At 62.1% G+C, this 24,767-nt stretch carries 24 protein-coding genes; 13 read left to right on the top strand and 11 right to left on the bottom strand.

Annotated features, from left to right (window positions below; translation table 11 throughout):
- Positions 1-79 precede the first annotated feature (79 nt).
- Together ACR0NB_RS08460 and ACR0NB_RS08455 are read right to left on the bottom strand one after the other, a co-directional pair.
- Entirely contained in the window at positions 80-1,054 is a 975-nt protein-coding gene (locus ACR0NB_RS08460; RefSeq protein ID WP_480775407.1) for an isopenicillin N synthase family dioxygenase, read from the bottom strand.
- A complete protein-coding gene (locus tag ACR0NB_RS08455) occupies positions 1,054-2,418 on the bottom strand; it encodes an FAD-dependent oxidoreductase (RefSeq protein ID WP_480775406.1) in 1,365 nt (454 codons plus the stop codon). The genes ACR0NB_RS08460 and ACR0NB_RS08455 overlap by 1 nt, the downstream gene beginning before the upstream one ends.
- 165 nt (positions 2,419-2,583) lie before the next feature.
- Here ACR0NB_RS08455 and proS point away from each other — a divergent pair, with 165 nt between their 5' ends.
- Together proS and ACR0NB_RS08445 are read left to right on the top strand one after the other, a co-directional pair.
- A complete protein-coding gene (proS, locus tag ACR0NB_RS08450; RefSeq protein WP_170340821.1) occupies positions 2,584-3,924 on the top strand; it encodes a proline--tRNA ligase in 1,341 nt (446 codons plus the stop codon).
- On the top strand, positions 3,908-4,801 hold the full coding sequence (locus tag ACR0NB_RS08445; protein ID WP_480775405.1) for a glycosyltransferase family 2 protein: 894 nt from the start codon (positions 3,908-3,910) through the stop codon (positions 4,799-4,801). Before proS ends, ACR0NB_RS08445 begins: the two co-directional genes overlap by 17 nt.
- Here ACR0NB_RS08445 and ACR0NB_RS08440 read toward each other — a convergent pair.
- Positions 4,798-5,157, bottom strand: coding sequence for a hypothetical protein (locus ACR0NB_RS08440; protein ID WP_170340824.1), 360 nt, complete (start codon positions 5,155-5,157; stop codon positions 4,798-4,800). The two genes, ACR0NB_RS08445 and ACR0NB_RS08440, sit on opposite strands and share 4 nt — an antisense overlap.
- Positions 5,158-5,469: 312 nt before the next feature.
- Here ACR0NB_RS08440 and ACR0NB_RS08435 point away from each other — a divergent pair, with 312 nt between their 5' ends.
- From ACR0NB_RS08435 to ACR0NB_RS08425, 3 genes are all read left to right on the top strand, one after another.
- Positions 5,470-6,474 (top strand): DUF6492 family protein, encoded by a 1,005-nt coding sequence (locus tag ACR0NB_RS08435; RefSeq protein ID WP_480775404.1) that lies wholly within the window; start codon positions 5,470-5,472, stop codon positions 6,472-6,474.
- 81 nt (positions 6,475-6,555) lie between these two features.
- Positions 6,556-7,842, top strand: coding sequence for a lipoprotein-releasing ABC transporter permease subunit (locus ACR0NB_RS08430; protein WP_480775403.1), 1,287 nt, complete (start codon positions 6,556-6,558; stop codon positions 7,840-7,842).
- On the top strand, positions 7,835-8,521 hold the full coding sequence (locus ACR0NB_RS08425) for an ABC transporter ATP-binding protein (RefSeq protein ID WP_480775402.1): 687 nt from the start codon (positions 7,835-7,837) through the stop codon (positions 8,519-8,521). Before ACR0NB_RS08430 ends, ACR0NB_RS08425 begins: the two co-directional genes overlap by 8 nt.
- Here ACR0NB_RS08425 and ACR0NB_RS08420 read toward each other — a convergent pair.
- Positions 8,505-8,942, bottom strand: coding sequence for a DMT family transporter (locus ACR0NB_RS08420; protein WP_170598539.1), 438 nt, complete (start codon positions 8,940-8,942; stop codon positions 8,505-8,507). The two genes, ACR0NB_RS08425 and ACR0NB_RS08420, sit on opposite strands and share 17 nt — an antisense overlap.
- Before the next feature lie 95 nt (positions 8,943-9,037).
- Here ACR0NB_RS08420 and ACR0NB_RS08415 point away from each other — a divergent pair, with 95 nt between their 5' ends.
- Complete coding sequence (locus ACR0NB_RS08415) at positions 9,038-9,442, top strand: c-type cytochrome (protein ID WP_170598535.1); 405 nt, start codon at positions 9,038-9,040, stop codon at positions 9,440-9,442.
- A 3-nt stretch (positions 9,443-9,445) separates the two neighbouring features.
- Here ACR0NB_RS08415 and ACR0NB_RS08410 read toward each other — a convergent pair whose 3' ends face one another.
- On the bottom strand, positions 9,446-10,132 hold the full coding sequence (locus ACR0NB_RS08410) for a hypothetical protein (RefSeq protein WP_170340237.1): 687 nt from the start codon (positions 10,130-10,132) through the stop codon (positions 9,446-9,448).
- 40 nt (positions 10,133-10,172) lie between these two features.
- Positions 10,173-10,835: a DNA-3-methyladenine glycosylase I gene (locus ACR0NB_RS08405; protein ID WP_480775401.1), complete on the bottom strand. Its 663-nt coding sequence runs from the start codon at positions 10,833-10,835 to the stop codon at positions 10,173-10,175.
- A 397-nt stretch (positions 10,836-11,232) separates the two neighbouring features.
- On the opposite strand from ACR0NB_RS08405, the gene ACR0NB_RS08400 reads away from it, so the two are divergent.
- From ACR0NB_RS08400 to ACR0NB_RS08370, 7 genes are all read left to right on the top strand, one after another.
- Positions 11,233-12,183: an ABC transporter substrate-binding protein gene (locus ACR0NB_RS08400; protein ID WP_480775400.1), complete on the top strand. Its 951-nt coding sequence runs from the start codon at positions 11,233-11,235 to the stop codon at positions 12,181-12,183.
- Positions 12,184-12,192: 9 nt separating this feature from the next.
- Positions 12,193-13,245, top strand: a complete 1,053-nt coding sequence (locus ACR0NB_RS08395) for a quaternary amine ABC transporter ATP-binding protein (RefSeq protein WP_093964806.1) — start codon at positions 12,193-12,195, stop codon at positions 13,243-13,245.
- Positions 13,242-15,308 (top strand): ABC transporter permease, encoded by a 2,067-nt coding sequence (locus ACR0NB_RS08390; protein WP_480775399.1) that lies wholly within the window; start codon positions 13,242-13,244, stop codon positions 15,306-15,308. The genes ACR0NB_RS08395 and ACR0NB_RS08390 overlap by 4 nt, the downstream gene beginning before the upstream one ends.
- 105 nt (positions 15,309-15,413) lie before the next feature.
- Positions 15,414-16,079 (top strand): NnrU family protein, encoded by a 666-nt coding sequence (locus ACR0NB_RS08385; protein WP_480775398.1) that lies wholly within the window; start codon positions 15,414-15,416, stop codon positions 16,077-16,079.
- Between the two features lie 71 nt (positions 16,080-16,150).
- Positions 16,151-16,672, top strand: a complete 522-nt coding sequence (locus ACR0NB_RS08380) for a DUF2478 domain-containing protein (RefSeq protein ID WP_480634002.1) — start codon at positions 16,151-16,153, stop codon at positions 16,670-16,672.
- A gap of 90 nt (positions 16,673-16,762) precedes the next feature.
- On the top strand, positions 16,763-18,010 hold the full coding sequence (locus ACR0NB_RS08375) for a D-arabinono-1,4-lactone oxidase (RefSeq protein WP_170340848.1): 1,248 nt from the start codon (positions 16,763-16,765) through the stop codon (positions 18,008-18,010).
- Positions 18,007-19,128 (top strand): alanine racemase, encoded by a 1,122-nt coding sequence (locus ACR0NB_RS08370; RefSeq protein WP_480775397.1) that lies wholly within the window; start codon positions 18,007-18,009, stop codon positions 19,126-19,128. Before ACR0NB_RS08375 ends, ACR0NB_RS08370 begins: the two co-directional genes overlap by 4 nt.
- Before the next feature lie 6 nt (positions 19,129-19,134).
- Here ACR0NB_RS08370 and ACR0NB_RS08365 read toward each other — a convergent pair whose 3' ends face one another.
- The 5 genes from ACR0NB_RS08365 to ACR0NB_RS08345 form a co-directional block, all read right to left on the bottom strand.
- Positions 19,135-19,890, bottom strand: a complete 756-nt coding sequence (locus tag ACR0NB_RS08365) for an ABC transporter ATP-binding protein (protein WP_093964811.1) — start codon at positions 19,888-19,890, stop codon at positions 19,135-19,137.
- Positions 19,891-19,899: 9 nt separating this feature from the next.
- Positions 19,900-20,655 (bottom strand): ABC transporter ATP-binding protein, encoded by a 756-nt coding sequence (locus ACR0NB_RS08360; protein WP_093964812.1) that lies wholly within the window; start codon positions 20,653-20,655, stop codon positions 19,900-19,902.
- 12 nt (positions 20,656-20,667) lie between these two features.
- Positions 20,668-21,873: a branched-chain amino acid ABC transporter permease gene (locus ACR0NB_RS08355; protein ID WP_480775396.1), complete on the bottom strand. Its 1,206-nt coding sequence runs from the start codon at positions 21,871-21,873 to the stop codon at positions 20,668-20,670.
- Between the two features lie 3 nt (positions 21,874-21,876).
- The gene (locus ACR0NB_RS08350) at positions 21,877-22,908 is read right to left on the bottom strand and encodes a branched-chain amino acid ABC transporter permease (RefSeq protein ID WP_093964814.1); all 1,032 of its coding nucleotides are present in this window, start codon (positions 22,906-22,908) and stop codon (positions 21,877-21,879) included.
- A gap of 104 nt (positions 22,909-23,012) precedes the next feature.
- A complete protein-coding gene (locus ACR0NB_RS08345; protein WP_093964815.1) occupies positions 23,013-24,359 on the bottom strand; it encodes a substrate-binding protein in 1,347 nt (448 codons plus the stop codon).
- Positions 24,360-24,767: the final 408 nt, after the last annotated feature.

Genomic DNA, 24,767 nt, shown 5'->3' with positions numbered 1-24,767 from the left:
CCTGACTGCGTCGTTGCCCTTGTTCTTGGCTGATGAAGGCCCGCGATGCAAGCGGTTCATGGATCAGTGTTTTTGTGTCTCAGTCGTGCAGAGTGCCCAGTTCCGGCGTGTCTTCGGCGGCGGTCTCGTCGGACCAGTTGGTGCGCCAGATCTCGGCGGACCAGTGACCGCAATGTACGGACGGGCGGTCAAATCCCGGCAGCGGCGGCAGCAGCGGAGAAACCACCACGTCGTGCCGTGGTACCGCGAAATAGGGAAAAGAGTAGCGCTCCTTTCCGGATCGGTTGACCACGCGGTGCGGGGTCGATTTCAGGCGCCCTCCGGACCAGAGCTCGAGCATGTCCCCGATGTTGACGACAAACCCACCAGTTGGGCAGTCGGGAGTGATCCAGCCGCCGCCCCGCGTCTGGACCTCCAGTCCACCCACCGGGTCAGGGGCGATGATGGTCAACGCGTCAGTGTCCTTGTGGGGGTGGATGCCATAGCCGCCTTCTTCGGGGGCCTGCGGCGGGTAGTGCAGCAAAGTCATGTTGGTCAACGGGTCGCGGAACGCATTCCGCAGGCTGCCCGCAGGCAGTTCCAGCCCGGCCTCCAACGCGCCCAGCAAGCTGTCGGCCACCTGATCCAGTCGCGCCCAGTATTCCAGGATGATACCATGCGCATCCGGTATTTCTGCGGGCCAGAGGTTGGATCCGTACAGCGCGCAATCCCGGCGGATGGGCGCATCTTCGGCCACTTCGTGGTGCAGCTTGTAGCCCTCATACTTGTCCGCATGTCCCGACCCGTCATTGGGGGTGAAGAACCCCATCGGGATATATCCGCGATAGTTCTCGCGGGTGATCGCCTGCTGCCATTTGCTGGCTTCGTCCACGTCGAAGATTGCGCGAACGCAAACCCGGACCCGCTCGACCAGCTCTGGCGGGATGCCGGTGCCGGTGATCGAAAGGAAACCTATCCCGGTGCACGCATCCATAACATGCTGGACGATGTTTCCGTGGTCAGGATGGGCCTCCTGCATCAAAGGCGCAATGTCGATCGTCGGGATGCGTTCCATCAGTGGATCCTCACGCCTTGTCTGTCCAATTCGGAATGAACCGGGGTCAGGTTCAATTCGGACAGCTCTTGATTGCTTTTCAGTGCGATGGCGGCCGCGATGCCCGCCCCTTGGCCCATCACCGCGCAGCAGGCCATGTTGCGTGTCGCCGCGTGGGCGATGCGGTCGGCCCCGTGAGACCGGCCAGCCACCAGCAGCCCGCGCACCCCCTTGGGCAGCATCGAGCGGTAGGGTACCTGCATATAGCGCCCGGTGGTGGGCAGGATCAGGATGCCGAAACCGTCGATGAACTCGGGGTAGATGCCGATCGTGTCCTCGAACCGGCCCTGATGGCGCACATCGTCCTCGGTCATGTTGTAGACCGCGTCGATCTTGCGGGTGTCACGGATGCCGATGGTCATGCCGAAGTTGCGCAGCCGTGCGTTTTCGCATCCGGGCATGAACCGGCGCAGAGCGTCAATCGCCAGCTTGGTCTGGCGGCGGCCCTCGATCTCGCCCCTGGTTAGGCTGTCCGGGTCAGTCCCGTCGATCCCGGCCAGGTGGATCAGGTTCATATAGGTCAGTTCGCCCGTGTCATGCATTGCACCCCAGGTGCCCGCGATGGTGTTCAGGTGCGCCGGAATGAGGCCTTGGTCGATGGCCTGCTGGAACGGCTTGTAGACGAAGGGCGAGAACATGTCGTCCTCTTTGCCGCTGGTCTCGATGTTCCATTCACCGCCGCCGCCCCAGTCCTTGTAGGTCTGCGGGTCGGCCTTTACGCCATCCATGAAGGCGCGCTTGTCGACCCCGGCCAAGTGGAACATGACCGAGGCCGCCATCATCTGTTCCGGCTCGGTCTTGCGGGTCGGTGCGCCGGCACGGTGGGCCACGTCGGCATCACCCGTGGCGTCGATCACGATGCGGGCAAGGATTGCCTCGCGCCCCGCCTTCGACTCGGTGATCACACCAGTGATCCGGTCGCCGTCCATGATCGGGGCCACGAACTGGCGATGCAGCATCGGGCGGACCCCGGCCTCTTCCACCAACCGGTCAGCCACCAGCTTGAAGCCCTCGCTGTCCAACTCGTAGCTCAGCGATTGGCTTTCCGGGACCGCCGCGCCCATCTCCTTGGCGCGTTGCTCGAACTCCCATCCGATGCCGCCGGCCTCGATGGTCTTGTCGTGCCGGTACCAGGCAAAGCCCTCGACCCCGACAGCGGTGATATTGCCGCCCATGCAGCCGAAACGGTCCAGCAGAGCGACCTCGGCCCCGGCCCGCGCGGCAGCAAGCGCCGCGGCCAGCCCTGCCGGGCCAGAGCCCACCACCAATACGTCAGTCTTGTGCACCACGGGGATGTCTCGGGCGGGTTCGCGGATGGTCTGCATCGGGGCCTCGTCTTCAGAAGTTTTCCCACTGTTTCGAGACCTGATTGGCGGGTCAATCAAAATTCCGACTGACCTGAGGTCGCAAATCCGCCATTGCCCGATTGCCCCCGGCGGGGCTTTCGCATAATCACGTGGCCGTGGAATTCTCACCTGCAAGGTAAAAACATGCGCCTCAGCCGTTACTTTCTGCCCGTACTCAAGGAAAACCCGTCCGAGGCCCAGATCGTCAGCCACCGGCTGATGCTGCGCGCCGGGATGATCAAGCAGGCCGCCGCCGGGATCTATTCGTGGCTGCCGCTGGGTTTCAAGGTGCTGCGCAAGCTGGAAAACATCGTGCACGAGGAGCAGATCCGCGCCGGGCACATTCCGATCCAGATGCCGATCCTGCAATCCGCCGATCTGTGGCGGGAATCCGGGCGTTATGATGATTACGGTCAGGAAATGCTGCGTATGCAGGACCGCCACGGCCGCGATATGCTCTATACCCCCACCGCCGAGGAACTGGTCACCGACATCTTCCGCGGTCACGTCAGCAGCTACAAGGACCTGCCGCTGACCCTGTACCAGATCCAGTGGAAGTTCCGCGACGAGATCCGCCCCCGTTTCGGCGTGATGCGCGGCCGCGAATTTTACATGAAGGACGGCTACAATTTCGACCTGACGAAAGAAGACGCGCTGCACGCCTACAACCGCCACCTGGTCAGCTATCTGCGCACCTATGAACGCATGGGGCTGCAGGCGATCCCGATGCGCGCGGACAGCGGCCCGATCGGCGGTGACGACACGCATGAATTCCTGGTGTTGGCCGATACCGGCGAATCCGAGGTGTTCTATGACAGCGCGGTTACTGATATCCGTCTGGGCGAGCGCGACATCGACTATGACGACAAGGCCCAGTGCCAGGCGATCATGGAGGAGTTCACCTCGCTCTATGCCCGCACGGACGAAACCCATGACGAGGCCCTGTTCCAGCAGGTGCCCGAGGAACGCCGCCGCAGCGCGCGTGGCATCGAGGTTGGGCAGATCTTCTATTTCGGCACCAAGTATTCCGAGCCGATGGGCGCTACGGTGCAAGGCCCCGACGGCAAGCAGGTTCCGGTGCACATGGGCAGCCACGGCATCGGTGTCAGCCGACTGATCGGTGCGATCATCGAGGCCAGCCACGACGACAAGGGCATCATCTGGCCCGAGGGCGTGACCCCGTTCCACTGCGGCATCGTCAACCTGAAACAGGGCGATGACGAGGCCGACGCGGCCTGTGACAAGATCTACAAGGCCCTGACCGCGCTGGGGCTCGAGCCGCTCTATGACGACCGCAACGAGCGGGCAGGGGGCAAGTTTGCCACGATGGACCTGATCGGCCTGCCCTGGCGTATCACCGTCGGCCCGCGCGGGCTGAAGAACGGGGTGGTCGAACTGACCAGCCGCCGCACGGGCGAAAGCGAAGAGCTGAGCCCCGAGGCCGCCGTAACTCGCATTGCCGAGATCTATGAGCGCTCCGTCTGAAACCGGTGACGCGCCGCTGATCTCGGTGATCACGGCGACTTGGGACCTGCTGTCCCAAGGGCGCCAGGACACATTTCGCCGCGTCATCGAATGCATGGCGCGGCAGAATTGCGACCGTTCCGAGCACATCATTCAGGACGGAGCTTCGACGGATGGGACGGTCGAATTCATCCAGGATTTGATCGCCGACGCGCCGCGCACGCGGCTGATCAGTGAACCGGACCAAGGCCTGTACGACGCGATGAATCGCGGCGTCAAAGCCGCACGCGGCGAATACGTGCTGTTCCTCAATTCCGACGACTCATTGGCAGCGGATGATGTTCTGAACCGGGCGGCCGAGCGATTGACCGCGACCCGCCCCGACTATCTTTTTGGGTCAACCCTGCACCGGTCCGCTGACGGCGGGGAAAAGATGGAAAAACGGATGTCGGTCAAAGCCATCCTCCAGCGTATGCCGTTTTGCCATAATTCTGTTTTTTTGAGACGAGATGTTTTTCAGGAATTGGGGGGACACGACACACAGTTTCGCATCGCCGCGGACTACGACCTGATGCTGCGACTGGTTGCCGGGGGCTATCGCGGCGAAAGGATGGATGAGCCGATTTCATTGTTCTGGGACCGGGGCGAGACCAGCGACCAGCAAGCGACGGGGCAGGACTATGCCCGGGTCTGGCAACGGTTCTTTGCCGATTATCGTGCGGCACAAGGATTGGATCTGGATGATTTCGCGGAGTTCTATCGCCGCGGGCATATGCCGGCAAACCTGCTCATCGAGGTGCTGAGGCGCCCGGAAACGCCACTGCCGATCCGGCGGGCCGCCAAACACGGCCTTGCCAAGTCTCTACGCCGGTCCGTCCAGTTCTGGCGGCGGTACTAGGACCCGCCCGTCGCCGGACGCGCGCGAAGTAGTTCCCCATCCGCCCTGTCACCTCGGGCGACTACGACGGGGCGGCCCATACGTCGGACCAGATCCTTCAATTCGATGTCCAGGAACCGCAACCCGCAAAGCCGTTTGCCGGTCGCCCGGTCCATCAGGCACATGCGCCCGCTTTGGAATGCCAGGCGATAGCCTTTTTCGCGCAGCGTGTCGGCTAGACTGGCCCAACTGGCCGCACCGGCAAACAGCGGTCGGATGACGGCCCGCAGCAACGCTGCGGTTTCGCAATCCATGTCCTGAGAAGTGATCGTCGTGGCTGGCGCACCAACCTGTTCAATTTCCTTTTCAATATTCATGAGCGACCCCCGCTCTTTAAAATGTATTCCCCCACAATCAGGGTGCCAAAATTTCTTAAAAGAAGCAAAATGCGAAACAAAGTTGCTGTGAAAATGTTGCATTTCAAGTTCAGTTTAATGTCTGAACCTCACATTGACTTCATACCTGAAACAATAAGGGCCTGTCTGTGATGGGCTTCACAACCAGCGGTATAATCGTCTTTCGAAAATCATCCGCTGCTGGAATTTGCGCCCGATGGCTGATTCTGCGCCAACACGGCAAAGCGGATTTGGCGGCCGGTCGAGAAGCTGATACAGCGGCGCCAAGTGATTATGAAAGGCAACCCGACCGTGCTGAGTTTTGCCACGATAGTGTATTCCAAGGATTACCCGCTGCTCGAGTTGCAGGCGCGTTCTTTTGCGCGATTTGCTGATCCGGCCAAGGTTGCATCCATCCATGTTGTCCTGAATGACGTCGACGAAACCGCATTGCGGGCGCGTATCGAGCCCATATTGGCGGCCTACGGTCCTTTGCAATCCAAGGTTCGGGTCGTCGGGGGCGATGACCTTCTGCTTGGGGCAGGTCAATGCGCCTGGCGTTCACTGGGCGACCGGCTTCTGATTGAAGGACGGCACCGTATCCCTTTCGTGCGAAAGGGGGGCTGGCGCGGCAACAACGGATACCGCGCGCAGCAGGTGCTCAAGCTGGGTGCCGCACGGATCGCCGAGGCGGAGCAGATGGTTATTCTGGACACCAAAAACCTGTTTCTGCGGTCTTTCGCTGAGGCAGATTTCTTTTCGGATGGCGGAGCCGCCCGGCTTCCGTTCATTTCGGTCAAAAGCGACTTTCACCGCAACTGGCTGCAGCAGAGCCTGGACGCTTTGCAGGTCACCGTCCCGGATATTGAGGCTTTGAAGACCACGACGTTTTCGACGCCGTTCCCGGTGCGTAGGTCGTTGGTTCTGGAGATGTTGGACGAGATCAACGAACGCTACGGTTCGGTGCAGTCGCTCTTCGGGTCGCGCCGGAGACCCTCGGAATTCATGCTGCTGAATGCGTTTTGTCTCCGGTCGGATCTGGCTTTGCGCCCGTGGTTCGAGGACGCACCTAGCACCGCGCTGGGGCTTTGGCCGACCTATTCGCAACAGAAGCTGGAAGACCTGATCGCCAGGATCGACGAACCGGAACTGTTGAGCCTTGGTCTGCACAACCGGGCGGTTTCCATGCTGACTCCTGAAACCCAAGATCGCTTGTTCGATGCCTTGGCGTGTCGGGGGATCAGTGATCGTGAGACGACCCAGTCTGTGCTGAATGCAACTGCGTCGCTGGCCGGTTGAACGGGCGCGTACATCCAGAACCGGCTTGACCATCCAGCCAAATCCCGAAAATGTCCCCACCACAGATTTGCCGGAGCAGGAATGGCCAGAACACCCCCTCCCTTTGCCGCCTTCGAATGGAAGATCGCCTGGCGCTATCTGCGCGCCCGGCGTGCCGAAGGCGGTGTAAGCGTGATGACCTGGATCTCGTTGATCGGGATCACGCTGGCCGTGTTCGCGCTGATCGCCACGCTGGCGGTCCGGTCAGGGTTCCGGTCCGAATTCGTAGGCACCATTCTTGGGGCCAACGCTCATGTAACAGTCTACTCGGCCGGCGAACTGGACGCGCAAGGGCAGTTTGATCGCACCATCGTTGAATACGACGCCATGGCCGAACGCATCGCGCAGGTGCCGGGCGTTCAACGCGCCGCGCCGCTGGTCAAGGGGCAGGTCCTGATCACCAACCGCGACCGCAGCAGCGGGGTCGAGGTGTTCGGTATCCGCCCCGACGACCTGTACAGCCTGCCCGGTATCGCCGAAAGCGATCAGGCCTACGGCGACCTGTCCCGGTTCGAGGAGGGGATCGCCATCGGCTCGGGCGTGGCCCGCGCCATCGGTGCCACGGTGGGGGATCGGGTCAAGCTGACCTCGCCCAACGGGGTCAAGACCGCCTTCGGCACCTCGCCCCGCGTGAATGCCTATGAAGTGGTCTACGTGTTTTCGGCCGGGCGCTATGACATCGACCGCACCCGCGTCTACATGCCGTTTTCCGAGGCGCAGAGCTTTTTCAACCGCGAGGGCGTCGCCGACGAGATCGAGGTGATGGTCGACCGCCCCGAGGACCTGAACCCCATCCTGATCCCCATCCTTGAGGCGGCGGGAGAACGCTCGCAGATCTGGACATGGCAGGATGCCTCAGGCGGTTTTCTGCGCGCGCTCGAGGTCGAAGACAACGTGATGTTCATCATCCTGTCGATCCTCGTGCTGATCGCGGCGATGAACATCGTGTCGGGCCTGATCATGCTGGTCAAGAACAAGGGGCGCGACATCGGCATCCTGCGCACCATCGGCCTCAGTGAGGGCTCGGTGCTGCGGGTGTTTTTCATCTGTGGTGCCTTCACCGGGATCATAGGCACCGCGATGGGCGTCATCCTGGGCTGCCTGTTCGCCCTATATATCGATCCGATCTTCTCTTTCGTGAACTACGTGATGGGCGGCGGTGTCTGGGATCCGGCGATCCGCGGCATCTATGCCTTGCCGGCCGAGCTGCACCTGTCGGACGTGCTTAAGGCGGTGGGGCTGTCGCTGGGCCTGTCCTTCTTCGTCACCTATTTCCCGGCCCGCCGCGCGGCGCGGCTGAACCCGGTCGAGGCGCTGCGCTATGAATGATGTCACCTTGCGTCTGACCGGCCTGACCAAGACCTATCTGAAAGGCACGCCCGCCGAGGTGCAGGTGCTGCGCGGTGCCGATCTGGAACTGCGCGCGGGCGAGGCAGTGGCGCTTGTGGCGCCTTCGGGGGCGGGCAAGTCGACCCTTCTGCATATCGCCGGTCTTCTGGATACGCCAGATTCCGGGACGGTCGAAATCGGCGGGCAGGATGCGACCGGCAAGGGCGACCGCACCCGCACCGCGATGCGGCGGCGGGATGTGGGCTTTGTCTATCAGTTTCATCACCTGCTGCCGGAATTCACCGCGCTGGAAAATGTCGTGCTTCCGCAATTGGCCAACGGGGTGTCCGAAAGGGCGGCCAAGGCCCGCGCGATGGATCTGCTGGGACGTGTCGGCGTCGCCGACCGTGCCGACCACCGCCCGGCAGCTTTGTCGGGGGGCGAGCAGCAGCGGGTGGCTTTCTGCCGGGCCCTAGCCAATGAACCGCGTGTACTGCTGGCGGACGAGCCGACAGGGAATCTGGACCCAGGTACCTCGGATCAGGTCTTTGCCGCGCTGATGGGTCTGGTGCGCGAATCCGGCCTGTCGGCGTTGATTGCCACGCACAACCTTGACCTGGCGGCGCGGATGGACCGGATGCTGCGGCTGGACGGGGGTGTGCTCAGGCCAGCTGAGTGATCGCGACGCCTACGGCCATCACCGCGATCCCGCCGGCGCGCATCAGGGTCAGCGGTGCGACCTGCGCGCCGAAAAGGCCGAAATGGTCAATGGCCGCGGTGCTGATCAACTGCCCCAACAGCACGAAGAACACCGCGTTGCCGACGCCGAAATGCGGTGCGACGTGGGTAATGGATAGCACGTAGAAGGCAATCAGAACCCCACCCAACAGCAGATGTTTCGGGGTCTGCGCAACCTTTGCCAAAGCTTGTGTTCCGGGGAACAGCAGCATCACCAGCGCCGAAGACCCAAACGCCACTGCAAACAGGATGACCGCAGCGGTGGTGGGCGAGCCGATCAGTTTTCCGAGCGCCGCATTCAGCGCGGCGAGAATCGGAACTCCGATCCCGGCGGCGAGCATGATGGCTGCATAATGTGTCATGGCCCGGACCCCTTAGCCGATTTCGTTGATCTGGATCATTGCGGGTCGTTACGGTTCGGGCAACCCTGCTTTTGGCGTTAGAACGGAGGAACGCAATGAAACTGTTGACGTTTACGGCATTGGCTATGGCCAGTACGATAGCCGCCACAGGTGCTGAAGCCCAAGATGCCGAAGCCGGGGAGCAGCTTTACCTGCACCATTGCGCCACCTGTCATGGACTGGATGCGACTGGACATGGGCCAATGGCCGGCGTGCTGTTGATCCAACCTACCAATCTGAAGACGCTTGGGAACGCGGGCGGTAAATTTCCGACCGCGCGTGTGGTGCAGCGGATAGACGGCCGTGATCCTCTGGTCAGCCATGGCAGTCCGATGCCGGTCTACGGGCCATATTTCGAAGGGCAGGACACCGCCATCAAGACAGATGCCGGCCAGCCGATCCTGACCAGCAAGCCGATTGCCGATCTGGTCGCGTATCTAAAGACCTTGCAAGGCAAGTGAACCTCATCTGCAGATGCCTTCCACCTTGGCACCGCTCCAAGGGATAACCACGTCGCTTTCTCGCCGGGCACCCGGCAGTTTTTCCGGGTCGAAATGCTTGGCCAGCATGTCATGCAAACGCTGGGTCCGCGGGGCGTCCGGATCCAATGCGCGGCAGCAGACATATTCCTCGACGATGGCGCCCTGCTGTTCAAACCCGTAGTCGAGAAAATCGGCCGAGTTATCCAGATCGAACAGGTAAGGATCCTTGCGGCCACCATGTTCGGCAGCCGCCCGCAACGGGTGATAGCCGGTGGTTTTCCTGTTCTGCCATTGCCAGACATGGGTCAGTTCATGGGCAAAGATCATGGCGGCCACAAGGTTCATCTGGTCGGGGTACCGCGCCATGTAGTCGTCAAGATACCAGTCCTTGGTGAAGTATACCCGGTTGAACAGCGCGATCGCCGCCGGTTTTCCGGTTACGATCTCGTCCTTGACCGGCGGCAGGATACGCTCGCGGCAAGCCAGCCTCGGTCTGGCTTTTCGTTCGTACGTGATGGAGGCGACCGGCGCGCCTTCGACCAGCCGAACCCGGTCAAGATCCAGCGTTTCGCCTTGAACCTTGCTTGCAAAGGCGCGCTCGTTCTCGGTCAGAGGGCGACCGCAGGACAACAGAGCAAGAAAAAGCAGGATCGAAATCAACCGGACCATGACCAAACCCTAGCCCGCTGTGGTTCGGTCGCAAGCGATTCTAGAGGCTCATCGCAAGCACCCGGCTGATTTCGGTCAACGACCTGCCGGATTGACGCATCCAGGTGTTGAAGGCGTCCTGTACCGCAGCCATCGCTTTCTTGGAGGTGGCTGGCTTGTCGATGACGCCTTCGGCGATCAAACGGGCGGTTACGTCGCGTGACAGGATAAAGCTGTCTCTTCCGGTAAAGCGCATCGCATACTGGGCTGAAGCCCCGCCCAACCGAGAACCACGTTTTGCGAGCATGTCCAAAAGTCCGACATAGTCGGTAGATGGCCAGCCGCCCAACACTTTGCCAACGCCGCCTTCCGTGCGGAGTTCCATAAGAAACGCTGCGTTGTCGCGCACGGTGGCGATCTTGGTGCCGTTGCGCACGATGCGCGTGTCCTGCAACAGCGCGTCGAATTTCTCATCATCCATGAAGGCGCAGCGCCCGACGTCGAACCCGTCAAAGGCCGCCTCGAAACCGTCCCATTTCGCCTCGATGACCTTCCAATTGAAGCCAGCCTGAAAGATGCATTTTGTGATTGTCGAAAGCCACCGATCCTCTGGCAGGGCGGCCAATTCCTTGGCGGATTTGGGCTTGGACAGTTTGTCTTCAAGCGCGTGCGCTCCGCCGTGCCGGTCGGCCGCCAACCCATAGATCTCATCGAAATGGTGCATCGCAAAGCTCCCTTCGCGCCAAATGTTGCCAATTTGTTCCGGTAAATGCAAGGGCGGCCGCCCAGTACGGTCTGCCATTTGGGCAAAACAGTCGGAAAATCAGGATTTTGCCCCATCGTTACAAGAAATACTCGACAAACGACCCCAATTGGGTTTGTGATTGACTCGTCAATCAATGTCCGATCCGCGAAACCTCGGGCAAGCCGCCCCATGACACGAGGGCGCGAGAGGAATGAAATGCGGTACCGAGGCCGTTTATTGGGAATGACGCGAACTGTTCGCTTTCCTTTTCCGGCCAAATTTGTGCATGTTGCGACATGGTATTGTCGTTAGACAAGTCAGCCGGCGGGCACGTTTCCGCCGGGGTGGGCAAAACAAAGAAACAGGGAGAAAATCCATGAAAAAACTGAATGTAAGCCTTCTGGCGATCATGGTCGCTGGCGCCGCGCACGCGGCTGACATGGGCGCGGTGGACGAGCCGATCAAACTGGCGATCAACGAGTGGACGGGCCAGCACGTCACCACGCATGTCGCTGCAGAGATGCTCAAGGCCGCCGGTTACCAGGTCGAATTCGTCACCGCGGGCATGTTGAACCAGTTCCAGGCGCTGGCCGACGGAGACATCGATGCAACGCTCGAGATCTGGTCGTCGAACGTGTCAGACGAATACGCCAAGAAAATCGAAGAGGGCACCGTGGTCGAAATCGGCGACCTTGGCCTCGATGCGAAGGAAGGCATCGCATATCCGGCGCATGTCGCCGACCTGTGCCCGGGTCTGCCCGCGTGGGAAGCGCTGAAGGACTGCGCGCAAAACTTTGCGACGGCTGAGACCCTGCCGATGGGACGTCTGGTCGACTATCCGGCTGACTGGGGTACGCCCGGGGCAGACCGCATGGTCGGGCTTGAACTGCCGTTCAAGGCTATTCCTGCCGGGTCCGAGGGCGCGCTGATTGCCGAACTCCGCGCTTCGACCGAACGCAAATCGCCTCTGCTGATCACCTTCTGGCAGCCGCATTGGGCCATGTCGGCCTATGATGTGAAATTCGTTGAGTTGCCGCCGGGTGAAGACGCCTGCTTCAACGATCCGGCCTGGGGGCCAAACCCCAATGCCGTCAACGACTGCGATTTCTCGCCCTCGCGCATCTTCAAAGCCGGATGGATCGGTCTGGCGGACAAGTGGCCTGCCGCGTATGAAATCCTGAGCAACTATCAACTGGCGGTCGAAGACCAGCAGCCGATGATGGGTGCGATCGATGTCGACGGCGGCAAGGTCGAAGAGGTTGTCGCGGCCTGGATGGCGGACAACGAAGACAAGTGGCGTCCGGTCGTGGACGCGGCAACGAAGTGAGCCACCTAAGTGACTGACGCGAATACGCCAGCCATTGCCTGCCAGTCTCTCTGGCAGGTTTTTGGCCAAGGCGCAGAAAAAGCCCTGACCGACGCGTTGTCTCGGTCAGGGAACGACGCCGACAAGGCCGCCGCCGATTTGCGCGAGCAGGGGTTCATCCCGGCTGTTCAGGATGCAAATTTCGAAGTCCGCGATGGTGAATTGTTCGTCATCATGGGTCTGTCGGGGTCCGGCAAGTCGACCCTGATCCGTTGCATCTCGCAACTGTTGCCCGGAACGGGTGGCGAGATCCGCATCGACGGCGACAACGTGATGGGTGCCCCGAAGAAGCAGCTGACCGAACTGCGCCGCAAGAAACTGGGCATGGTGTTCCAGCATTTCGGACTGTTCCCGCACATGACGGTGGCCGAGAACGTCGCCTATCCGCTACGCGTGCAGGGTGTGGGCCGCAAAGAACGTCTGGCCCGCGCGCAGGAAGTCATTTCTCTGGTGGGGCTCGAGGGCCGCGAGGACAGCTTTCCTCGGCAGCTTTCGGGCGGTCAGCGTCAGCGCGTGGGCATCGCCCGGTCTTTGGCAGTAAACCCCGACATCTGGTTCTTGGACGAGCCGTTCTCGGCCTTGGACCCGTTGATCCGGCGGCAGCTGCAGGACGAATTCCTGCGCATTCAGGCGACGCTGAAGAAATCCATCGTCTTCATCACGCATGATATTCAAGAAGCGCTAAAGCTGGCGGACCGCATCGCAATCATGCGGGACGGCAAGATTGTGCAGATCGGCACGCCGACGGATATCGTTCTGCGCCCCGTCGACGACTATGTGCGCGAGTTCTCAAAGGACGTGGCCAAGGGCCAGCACGCCAAAGTCGCCTCGGTCATGCAAGCGGGCGAGGCCGAGCGCGGTCCCGATGACCCTGGCCTGACAACAAAGATGACATTGGACGCGGCGCTGGCGCGCTGTATGGCATTGTACGAGCCCGTGCCGGTGCATGACGAAACCGGCGCGATCGTCGGCACCGTGCACCCCTCGGATCTGGCCGCAGCCCTGCAGGTGGATGACGCATGACCGTCGTCGCCGATGTTCCCAGACCCACTCGGATTCACCTGACAGCCGGAGCGCAGGCGGCCCTGATCACGCTGATCGTGGGCGCGCTGTGTCTGGCGCTTGAGCCGCACGCGCCCTGGCTCGTCAAATGGCCTGCGTCATGGGAAGTGCCAGCCACACAATGGGTGGGCGCCTTCCTCGACTGGTTTCTGAACGCGATCAAACCGGCGGCCCGGCTGTTTTCCGACCTTATGGCCTACCCGATGAACTGGGCCAATTTCGTGCTGGGCAATACGCCCTGGCCAATTCTGATCGGGCTGGTGACGGCACTCGGCTGGTATTTGGGCGGGTTGCCCATGGCGGCGCTGGGCTTTCTAGGCCTCACCTTCGTGCTGGCCTCGGGCTATTGGGCCGAGAGCATGAACACCTTGGCGCTGGTGGCCGTATCGGTCCCGGTCGCGCTGATCGTCGGCAGTGCAATTGGCATTCTGGCCAACGAAGTGCCGCGGGTGAAATCGGCCGTTCAGGCGGTGTTGGACATCATGCAGACGGTGCCGACCTTTGCCTATCTGACACCGTTGCTCCTGCTGTTCGGTTTTGGCCCTGTGGTGGGGCTGATCGCCTCGGCCATCTATGCGGCGCCGCCGATGGCGCGAAACGTGATGCTGGGGTTGGAGCGCGTGGAGCCCGAGATCAAGGAAGCCGCCATCATGTCGGGCGGCACCCGGTTCCAGCAGCTGTTCCAGGTGGAAATCCCGGCGGCGGCGACACAGATCATGGTGGGTGTGAACCAGTGCCTGATGGCGGCCCTGTCGATGGTGATCATCGCCGCGGTCATCGGCGGGTTCAACGACATCGGCTGGGAGGTCCTGCTGACCATGCGCAAGGCGCAGTTCGGTGAATCGCTGCTGGCCGGCATGGTGATCGTGGTCTTTGCCGTGGTGATCGACCGCATGAGCGGCACGCTCGCCACTGAACGCAAACGCCACGACAACCGCGTCGTCTGGGCGGTTCTCGGCTTTGCGGTCTTGTTCACGCTGCTGTTCTGGGCGCGGCTGCCCAACCCGTCCGAACTGACACTGCTGGATCCGGTCGCGCAGGCGGTTGACAGCGGCCTCACCACCTTTACCCAGAATAACGGGCCGTGGCTGGATTCGCTCAAGAACAACTCGATGTTCTATGTGCTGCTGCCGCTGCGGATTGGTCTGAGCCAGGCGGTTCTGCCCTTCACCTGGGGGTTCCAGTGGACCCCGGCCATGAGCTTTGGCCTGTTCGCCGCCGGTGCGGTGATCGCCTTGCTGATGGCTTGGCGCGGGCACCTGACCGGTGGACTGGTCACGCTGATCCTGATCGGCATGCTCGAGACCGGCATCGCGAACCTGCCATGGCCCTTCGTGCTGACCGGCGCGGCGGCGCTGGGCTGGGTGGCAGGCGGTTGGCGTCTGGCGGCGTTATCTGTGGCGCTGCTGAGCACGATCCTGATCTCGGGCCTGTGGGAGAGGGCGCTGCTGTCGCTCTATCTCAGCGGTGCGGCGGTGTTCTTCTGCGCCGTCGTAGGCGGGCTGATCGGCCTCGCCAGCGCGGTCTGGTCGCCGGTCTGGAAGATCGTGCGCCCGATCTGCGACATGCTGCAGACAATTCCCCTGTTCGTGTTCCTTATCCCGGTGCTGATGGTGTTCCAGATCGGCGAGTTCTCGGCCTTTCTGGCGATCTGCGCCTATGCGATCGTGCCGATGATCCGCTACACCCGTCACGGGCTGGTCAACACCCCGGACGAGATGATGGAGGCCGCGATCTCAAGCGGAGCGACCGAGTGGCAGATCATGCGCGACGTGCGTGCGCCCTATGCTGCACCCACGATCCTTCTGGGGCTGAACCAGACGATCCTCTATGCCTTTGCGATGCTGGTGATCGCGGCGCTGATCGGCACGACCGGTTTGGGCCAGTCGATCTATCTGGCGCTCGGGCAGGCGGATGTGGGGCTGGGCATTTCGGCCGGGGCGGCGATGGCCATCCTGGCGCTGATCGCCGACCGCATGGTGCAGGGCTTTGCCGAGGAACGCCGCAAGGCGCTGGGCCTGTAACGTTGGATCGGGGGCGGCGCAGTTGCCCCCGACCACACTTGATTTCGGACAAGGACCGGGGCCGTTTCCCCCGGTATCTCGGGCGCAAAACAGGCGGAGATGACCATGGCCGGTTGGGGCGCTTTTGTTGTTGCACTTCTGATCTTTCTGCTCAGCCACGCCATTCCGGCGCGTCCGGCAGTGCGCGGGCGGCTGATCGGGCTGATGGGGCGCGGTCCCTATTTCGCGGTCTATTCGGCGCTGTCGCTGGCGGTTCTGGCCTGGCTGATCGTGGCGGCGGCCAACGCGCCCTATGTCGAGGTCATCCCGCCGCTGGCGATACTGCGCTGGGTGCCGCTGCTGGTGATGCCCGTCGTCTGCTGGCTGGCGGTGGCCGGGCTGGCGGCGACCAACCCGTTTTCCTTCGGCGGGCTGGGACGCCGCCCGTTCGACCCCGAGCAGCCCGGCATCCTGCGGACCACCCGGCACCCGATCCTGCTGGCGATGATGCTTTGGGCGCTGGCGCATCTGCTGGCCAATGGCAGCCTGGCGCATGTGGTTCTGTTCGGCCTGTTCGCGGGTTTCGCATGGATGGGCATGGCCCTGATCGACAGACGTAAGGCGCGCGAGATGGGGTCCGAGTGGCCCCGCCTGTCGCGCAACACCGCACGCCTGTCGCTGCGGCTGCCACGTCCATGGCCGCGACCCTGGGTCTGGTTGGTGGCGGGGCTGGCCTATGCCGCGCTGTTGCACCTGCACGCGCCGGTGATCGGGATGTCTCCGCTGCCGTGATGCGGGCGCTGGAAGGGGCGCCCCATGCGTGCTAATTGAAACAACAAGATGAAAATCCGAAAGGTCTGCCGATGCACCTGGCCTATGTCACCACCACCGATCGCGGCGCAACCGACCGCTTGCTGAGCGCGGTAGCCGAACGCCTGCTGGCCAAGGGCGCCCGTCTGGCCGGTGTGGTTCAGACCAACACCGAATGCGCCGACAGCAGCAAATGCGACATGGACCTGCGCGTGCTGCCGGATGGCGAAACCATCCGCATCTCGCAATCGCTGGGCAGCCAGTCGCGCGGATGCCGGTTGGACCCGGCCGCGTTGGAGCAGGCGGTTGGCTATGTGACAGCGTCTTTGGCCGACCGTCCGCAACTGCTGATCGTCAACAAGTTCGGAAAGCACGAGGCCGATGGCCGCGGGTTCCGCCCCGTCATCGGCGAGGCGCTGGCGCTGGATATCCCGGTGCTGGTCGGGGTCAACGGCCTGAACCGTGACAAGTTCGTGGATTTCACCGATGGTGCGGCGCAGTCGCTTGAACCCGATCTGGACGCCATCGAGGCCTGGTTCGACAGCGTCGCCAACCTGCGGCCTGCCGCCGAATAACAGCTTTCCCGACGTAACGTCCTGAAAACCGGGCTTGTTCCCTATCGCCCCCGCTGCAATCCTCTGCCCCGGATGGAAGGAGGATCAGCCATGTGGCAGAATTGGGCAGGCAACCAGACCAGCCAAATACGGCCCAAGCGGCCGACCACGACCGAAGACCTGCAGCAGCTGATCGCCTCGGCCGAAACCCTGCGTCCGGTCGGGGCAGGGCATTCCTTCACCCCGCTGGTTCCGGGCGCGCAACATATCATTGACCTTACCGCCTTGGACCTGCCTGCCGTAACGCAGATCGAAGGTGCACGGGCTTGGGTCAACGCCAATGCCCGGCTGCGCGATCTGTCGCCGGTCCTGGGCCAGCACGGTAAGGCCTTCCGCAATCTGGGTGATATCAACGTGCAAACTCTGGCCGGCGCGGCGGCCACGGCGACCCATGGCACCGGGCGCACCCTGCCGTGCCTGTCTGCCGAGATCACCTCGGCCCGACTGATCGGCGCTGACGGACAGACCCTGACCACCAACGACATTCCGCTGAACATGGTGCAGGTCTCGCTGGGGCTGCTGGGCCTCCTGACCGAGGCGCAGATCAATGTCGTGCCGAAATACAACCTGCGCCGCCGGGTGCGTCTTTCGGACCTGCAGGACACACTGGAGCGCATGCACCAGCATTGGGACGAGAACCGGAATTTCGAATTCTTCTACATCCCCTTCACCGGCAAGACCGTTGAAATCCGACATGACATTACCGACGCGCCCGAGACCCGCGCGCCGCGCGATCTGGACATGATCGCCGTCAAGGTTCTGAAGCTGGCGCGCAATGCGGGTCGGCTCAGCCCCGGTTTGCGGCGCGCCCTACTGCGTCTGCTGACGATGGCCCAATCCGACGAGGACTATGTCGGCGAAAGCTGGCGTGTTCTGTGCAGCGACAGGCACGTCCGGTTCAAGGAAATGGAATACCACCTGCCGCCTGAAAACGCCCGGGACGTGCTGTCCGAACTGATCCGGCGGTTGGAGCGTGACCACGCCGACATCTATTTCCCGATCGAGGTGCGGCAGACCGCAGGCGACGACGCCTGCCTTTCACCTTTCCAAGGTGGCCCACGGGTATCGGTTGCCATCCACACCGATGCGAAGGAAGGCCATCTGCGGTATTTCGAGGCGATGGAGCCGCAATTTGTGCAGGCCGGTGGCCGCCCCCATTGGGGCAAGTTGCACAGCCTGACCTATTCCGATCTGTCGCGCCTCTATCCCGATTTCGATGCCTTCAGCGCATTGCGTGAACGGCTGGACCCAAAGGGCAAGTTCCTGACACCCGCGCTGGCCCGGATGTTCCGCCCATGACTGCAGAGTATCTTGAACATCTCGCCCAAGCGCTGCGCGATCATGGTGTCGATCGGCCGGTTGCCGTCGTCGATCTGGACCGGGTCGATGGGAATTGCGACGCCGCCCGCGCGGGGTTGGGCCACGGCTTGCAGGCACGGATGGTGGCCAAGTCTCTGCCGTGCCTGCCTCTGCTGGACCATATCCGCGCCCGGATTCCGACATCGGGCCTGATGAGCTTTTCCGAACCCATGCTGTCGGCTCTGCTGGCCGCCGAGCCGGACACCGATTACCTGCTGGGCAAACCGCTGCCGGTGACGGCCGCCCGGCGGATTCTTGAGACACATCCCGACGCCGCCCGGCGGGTGCAGTGGCTGATCGACACGCCACAGCGGCTGGACGCGTATCTGTCGCTGGCCACTGACACGGGCCAAACCCTGCGCTTGTCGCTCGAGATCGACGTGGGCCTGCACCGAGGCGGGTTGACCCCCGATCAGGTCGCGGGCGTCGCGGCACGGATCGCGGATCATGCCCATGCCACCCTGTCGGGCGTGATGGGGTACGAGGTGCATCTGGCCAAACTGCCTGCGCTGCTCCGACGCCGCGCGCGGCGCGCCAGTGCGAAAGCATATGAACGGGCGGTCGCTGCACTGGGGCAGGGGGCGCATGGGCTGTGCCTGAACACCGGTGGCAGCCTGACCTTTCAGAACCCGGCCACACGAACTCCGGCGACCGAGGTCGCCTTTGGGTCGGTTCTGGTGAAGCCTTCGGATTTTGACCATGCATCGACCGGGGCGTTTCTGCCTGCCCTGTTCCTGGCCACGCCGATCCTCAAGGTGATGCCGCGCAACCCGGTGCCGGGGATCGACCTGCCCGGACTGCACCGGACCAACCTCGCCATTTCCGGCGGACATTACCTGGCCAGCCCCGTCTGGCCCGAAGGGTTCGGCTATTCCGGCGCGTTCGGGCGTTCAAGCAATCAAGAGGTCTGGGTGGGTCCCAAAACAACCAGGGCGCAGCCCGGCGATATCGCCTTGCTGCGCCCCAGTCAGAGTGAAGCGGTTCTGAACCAATTCGGCACGGTTCTGGCCCTGCGGCGGGGGCAGGTCGTGGCCGAATGGGCCTGCCTGCCCAACTGACGCGGGTCAGATCGCCAGATATTCCTCGCGCAGCTGGGTGTTTTCCAGCACCTCGTCGGCGGTGCCGTCAAACACGATGCAGCCGGTGTCCAGAATGATTGCCCGGTCGGCCAGTTGCAGCGCGCGCACTGCGTTCTGTTCGACGATGATGGTGGTCATGCCCTGCTGCTTGATGTGGATCAGCGTCTTTTCGATCTCGTCCACGATCACCGGGGCCAGCCCTTCGTAGGGTTCGTCCAGCAGCAGCACCTTGATGTCCCGGGCCAACGCGCGGGCGATCGACAGCATCTGCTGTTCGCCGCCCGAAAGGGTTACGCCCTCTTGTTTGCGCCGTTCGCCCAGACGCGGGAACAGCTCGTAGATCCGTTCCAGCGACCAGCCGATCGGCGGGGCGATCTGGGCCAGCTGCAGGTTCTCCTCGACCGTCAGGCCGGGGATGATCCGCCGATCCTCGGGGACAAGACCCAATCCGGCGGCGGCGGCCTCGTAACTGGTCATGTTGTGCAGTGGCTTGTGGTCCAGCCAGATTTCGCCGTGGCGCACCTCGGGTTCGCCCACCCGCGCGATCGAGCGCAGGGTCGAAGTCTTCCCGGCCCCGTTCCGCCCCAGCAGGGCCAGGATCTCGCCTTCGTGGACGTTGAAGCTGACGCCTTGGACGATGTAGCTTTCGCCATAATACGAATGCATGTCCCACACCGACAGGAACGCGGGCGCGGTGCTGGCCATATTGGCGTTTTTCGAAAAGTCAGGTTTCTCGTTCATAGCTTTTCCTCACGCCGCCTCGCCCAGATAGGCCTCTCGGACCTTGGGGTTTCCGCGGATGTTTTCGGGGGTGTCCTCGACCAGCGGCGTGCCCTGTGCCAGAACGGTGATCCGCTCGGCCAGGCTGAACACCACATGCATGTCATGCTCGATGATCGCGATGGTGATGTCGCGCTCATCCTTGATCTGTTTCAGCAGGTCGATGGTGTTGTTGGTGTCCGCCCGTGCCATGCCGGCCGTGGGCTCGTCCAACAGCAGCAGGCGAGGCTTCTGGCTGAGACACATGCCGATCTCGAGCCGCCGCTTGTCGCCGCGCGACAGCGAGGCTGAATGCATGTGCCGCTTGTCGGCCATGTTCATCTCTTCCAGCATGGCCTCGGCCTGTTCGACCACCTCTTTTTCGTTGGCGATGGTTTCGTAGGCGTGCATGCGGAAGGCCCCGTCGCGCATCGCGAAGATCGGGATCAGCATGTTTTCCATTACGGTCAGCTCGCCGAAGATTTCGGGTGTCTGGAACACCCGGCTGATGCCCATCTGGTTGATCTGGTACGGCTCGCGCCCCAGCACCGACTGGTTGTCGAACAAGACCGAACCGGTATCCGGGATCAGTTTGCCCACCAGGCAGTTCAGCAGGGTGGACTTGCCCGCCCCGTTGGGGCCGATGATCGCATGGACCGAGTTTTCCTCGACGCTCAGGTTCACGTCCGTCAGGGCCTTGAGGCCGCCGAAGCGCTTACTGACATCTTTTACTTTCAGAATTGCCATTGACGCGTTCCCTTATTCTGCCGGCTCGGTTTTGCCCTCGCGGGTGTCATCCCCGCCAACGCTTTTGCGGCGGATCCAGTTCAGCAACCGCTGACCGCCCTCGACCAGCCCGCCGGGCAGGTAGATCACCACCAGCATGAACAGGATGCCCAGGGTCAGGTGCCAGCCCTTGCCGATGAACGGGTGGATGATGAACACCACCGCGTCCTCAAGCCCGTCGGGCAGGAAGGCGAACCAGCTGTGCAGCACGTTGTCGTTGATCTTCGAGAAGATGTTCTCGAAATATTTGATGAAGCCCGCGCCCAGAACCGGTCCGATCAGGGTGCCGGTGCCGCCCAGGATGGTCATCAGAACGACCTCGCCCGAGGCGGTCCATTGCATCCGTTCAGCGCCGGCCAGCGGGTCCATTGCGGCCATCAGGCCACCGGCCAGACCGGCATACATGCCCGAGATCACGAAAGCGGCCAGAGTGTAGGGCTTGGAGTTCAGCCCGGTATAGTTCATCCGCTGCTGGTTCGACTTCACCGCCCGTAGCATCATGCCGAAGGGCGAGCGGAAGATGCGGATCGCCAGGTAGAACACCGCCATCATGATCACCGCGCAAAGATAGTAGCCCGCGTTGAAGTCAAAGCTCCACGCGCCCACATCCATCGTGTAGGTCGCGCGCATCGGCAGGCCGAACAGATGCGGTAGATCGGGCGCATTGGCCCCCTGCAGAATCTGCGGGTCATCGGCATAGACCTGCAGGCCGGTTTCCCCGTTGGTCAAGTTGAACTTGGGGTTCGACAGCACAGAATAGGCCAGCGCAAAGCTCATCTGCGCGAAGGCCAGCGTCAGGATCGAGAAGTAGATCCCCGACCGGCGCAGGCTGACATAGCCGATCAGCACCGAGAACAGCCCGGCGACCACGACGCTCAGCGCGATGGCCGGGATGACGTTGTAGCTGAGCAGCTTGAACATCCAGACGGCCGAGTAGGACCCCACCCCCAGAAAGGCCGCGTGGCCGAAGGACAGGTATCCGGTCAGGCCGAACAGGATGTTGAACCCGATGGCAAAGATGCCGAAGATCACGAACCGCTGCATCAGGTCCGGATAGCCCGCGTTGAACTGCGCCATGGCGCTGTCAGTGGGGAAGGGGTTCAGGATGAAGGGGGCCAGCAGCGTCAGCAGCGCGACGACGATCAGCAGGCTTGTGTCTTTTTTGTTCAGTCCCAGCATGGGTTATTCCTCCATCACGCCTTTGCGGCCCATCAGACCCCGCGGACGGGTCAGAAGAACGATGATGGCGACAAGGTAGATGATGATCTGGTTGATGCCCGGGATCGTGGTGGTCGCCCAGGTGGTCGAGGCAAAGCTTTCAAGGATGCCCAGCAGGAACCCGGCCAGAACGGCGCCGGGCAGCGAGCCCATTCCGCCGACCACGACAACCACGAAGCTGAGCACAAGGAAATCCATTCCCATGTGATAGTTGGGCGGGTTCAGCGGCCCGTACATCACGCCCGCGAGGCCAGCCACCGCGGCTGCGATGCCGAACATGATGGTGAACCGTCGGTCGATGTTGATGCCCAGAAGGCCCACGGTTTCCCGGTCGGCCATTCCGGCGCGCACGACCATACCGAAGGTGGTGAACTGCAGGAACGAGAACACGCCCCCGATGATCACAACCGCGAACAGGAAATAGACCAAACGCCAGATCGGATAGATGATGGCATTCGGATCAAAGCCGAACGCCACGCCCAGATCGACCGACCCGCTCAGCGCCTCAGGCGGCGGGGTCTGGATCGGGTTGGCGCCGAAGAAATACTTGATGATCTCTTGCAGAACGATGGCCAGGCCGAAGGTCACAAGGATCTGATCTGCATGGGGACGCTTGTAGAAATGCTTGATCAGGCCGCGTTCCATCACGTAGCCGACCATCAACATGATCGGGATGGCAAACAGGATGGCCAGTGGCACGGACCAGTCGATGATGGTCGCGCCCAGTTCGGGGCCGAACCAGCTTTCGACATAGGGGGTCTTCACCTTCAGCGGGTTGCCCAGAAAGTCGGTCTGGGTCTCGTCGACCACCTCGTAGCTGAGGTTGAAGATCTTCTGAAGCGTGACGGCACAGAAGGCGCCGATCATGAACAGGGCCCCGTGGGCAAAGTTCACCACGCCGAGCGTGCCGAAGATCAGCGTCAGCCCCAGCGCGATCAGCGCATAGGCCGAGCCTTTGTCCAGCCCGTTCAGAATTTGCAGTAGGATTGCGTCCATTGTCCTTACCTTTGACTGGTCCCGGCAACTCTCCCCGGTCGTCGGACCGGAGAGAGCCGTTTTGAGGACTCAGGGGTTTTCTTGCGAAAAACCGAGTGTCGGGGTTACGCGCCCGGGTTGCACTTGCCCAGTTCGCCGCCGGCGAACATCGGGTGATCCGGATCGTACTCGACCTGCGCCCGCGGAGTGATCTCGACGATCTCCAGCGTGTCATAGGCGTTGGTCGGGTTTTCGTTGCCGCGCACGACCAGCACATCCTTGAAGCACTGGTGGTCGGCACCGCGATACCAGGTCGGGCCGTTGCCCAGACCGTCGAACTCGAAGTCCTCGAGAGCTTCGACCACGCCGCACGGGTTGAAGGTGCCTGCGCGCTCGCAGGCATCCGCGTACAGCAGTACCTGGGCATAGCAAGTCTGAGCCGAGTTCGACGGCGGCTTGCCGTACTTCTCGCCGAAGGACTTCACGAAGGCCTTGGTGCCCTCATCCTGCAGCTGCCAGTTCCAGTTCATCGAACCCAGAACGCCTTTGATGTTCTCGCCAGCGCCGGCGGCCATCAGTTCCGAGTACAGCGGAACGACGATCTTGAAGTCCTTGCCGTTTACGACCTTGTCCAGCAGGCCGAACTGGATCGCGTTTGTCAGCGAGTTGACCATGTTGCCGCCGTAGTGGTTCAGAACCAGCACGTCCGCGCCCGAGTTCAGAACCGGCGCGATGTAGGACGAGAAGTCGGTCGAGGCCAGCGGGGTCTTGACGGTGTTGACCGTCTCCCAGCCCATCGCCTCGGTCGACGCCACGATCGACTCTTCCTGGGTCCAGCCCCAGTTGTAGTCGGCGGTCAGGTGATAGGCCCGGCGTTCGGTACCCATCTCCTTGGCCAGCACCGGCGCCAGAGCGGCACCCGACATGTAGGCGTTGAAGAAGTGACGGAAGCCGTTCGCCTTCTTGTCCTTGCCGGTGGTGTCGTTGGCGTGCGTCAGGCCGGCCATGAAGATCACGCCCGCCTCCTGGCAGAGGCCCTGAACGGCCACGGCCACGCCCGAGGACGAACCGCCGTTGATCATGATCGCGCCGTCTTTTTCGATCATCGACTTGGCCGATGCACGGGCGGCGTCGGACTTGGTCTGCGTGTCGCCGGTGACGAACTCGACCTTCTTGCCCAGGATGCCGTTCCCTTTCAGCGCCTTCGACGTGAAGGTGTTCAGGCAGCCGCCGTCGCCTTCGCCATTCAGATGCTCGACCGCCAGCTGCTGTGCCAGCAGTTCGTCATTGCCTTCTTCGGCGTAGGGGCCGGTCTGCGGCACGTTGAAGCCCAGCGTGACTGATCCGCCAGTGGGTTCGTTGGTATAGGCCGCGGCCGACGAAGCCGTGAAGATCGTCGGCAATGCCAGACCGGCGCTTGTGACGGCACCAGACTTCAGCACGCCGCGACGCGTGACAGATTTGTTTGACATGAATTCCTCCCAATTAGCAGGCTACGCCCTCGGGCTCCTCTTCCGTCGGGTAAAACGCAACCTGCGCAGGGTAAGTATGAGGGGCAGAATGAAAATTCCCCAACAAGTCCCTAGAAATGAAATATTATTTTGTAAATTCTTGAACTATTTGATCTATGAATTTGTAAAATTTTGGAATTGAAAGATGCTAAGCTGCTCATTGGAAAGGATGAGTCAGAAAATCCCGTTTCGATACAAACATCGGGTGTCAGGACGCAACCGCCATTCCCACGCCGTCCGATGTCCGGCCGTTGATGCTCGGGGCATCGCATGATCTCCGGGCACTCAACCTTTGCCTGAATTTCCTTCCAGAATCGAGGGCAAACGCAAAGGTCCACCCGGACAAATCCGGTGTGCGCCATCCATCTG

This window comes from Ruegeria sp. CG3, from assembly GCF_056537205.1.
The sequence above is the reverse complement of the archived record's forward strand: the minus strand, read 5'-3'. Positions and strand labels throughout refer to the sequence as shown.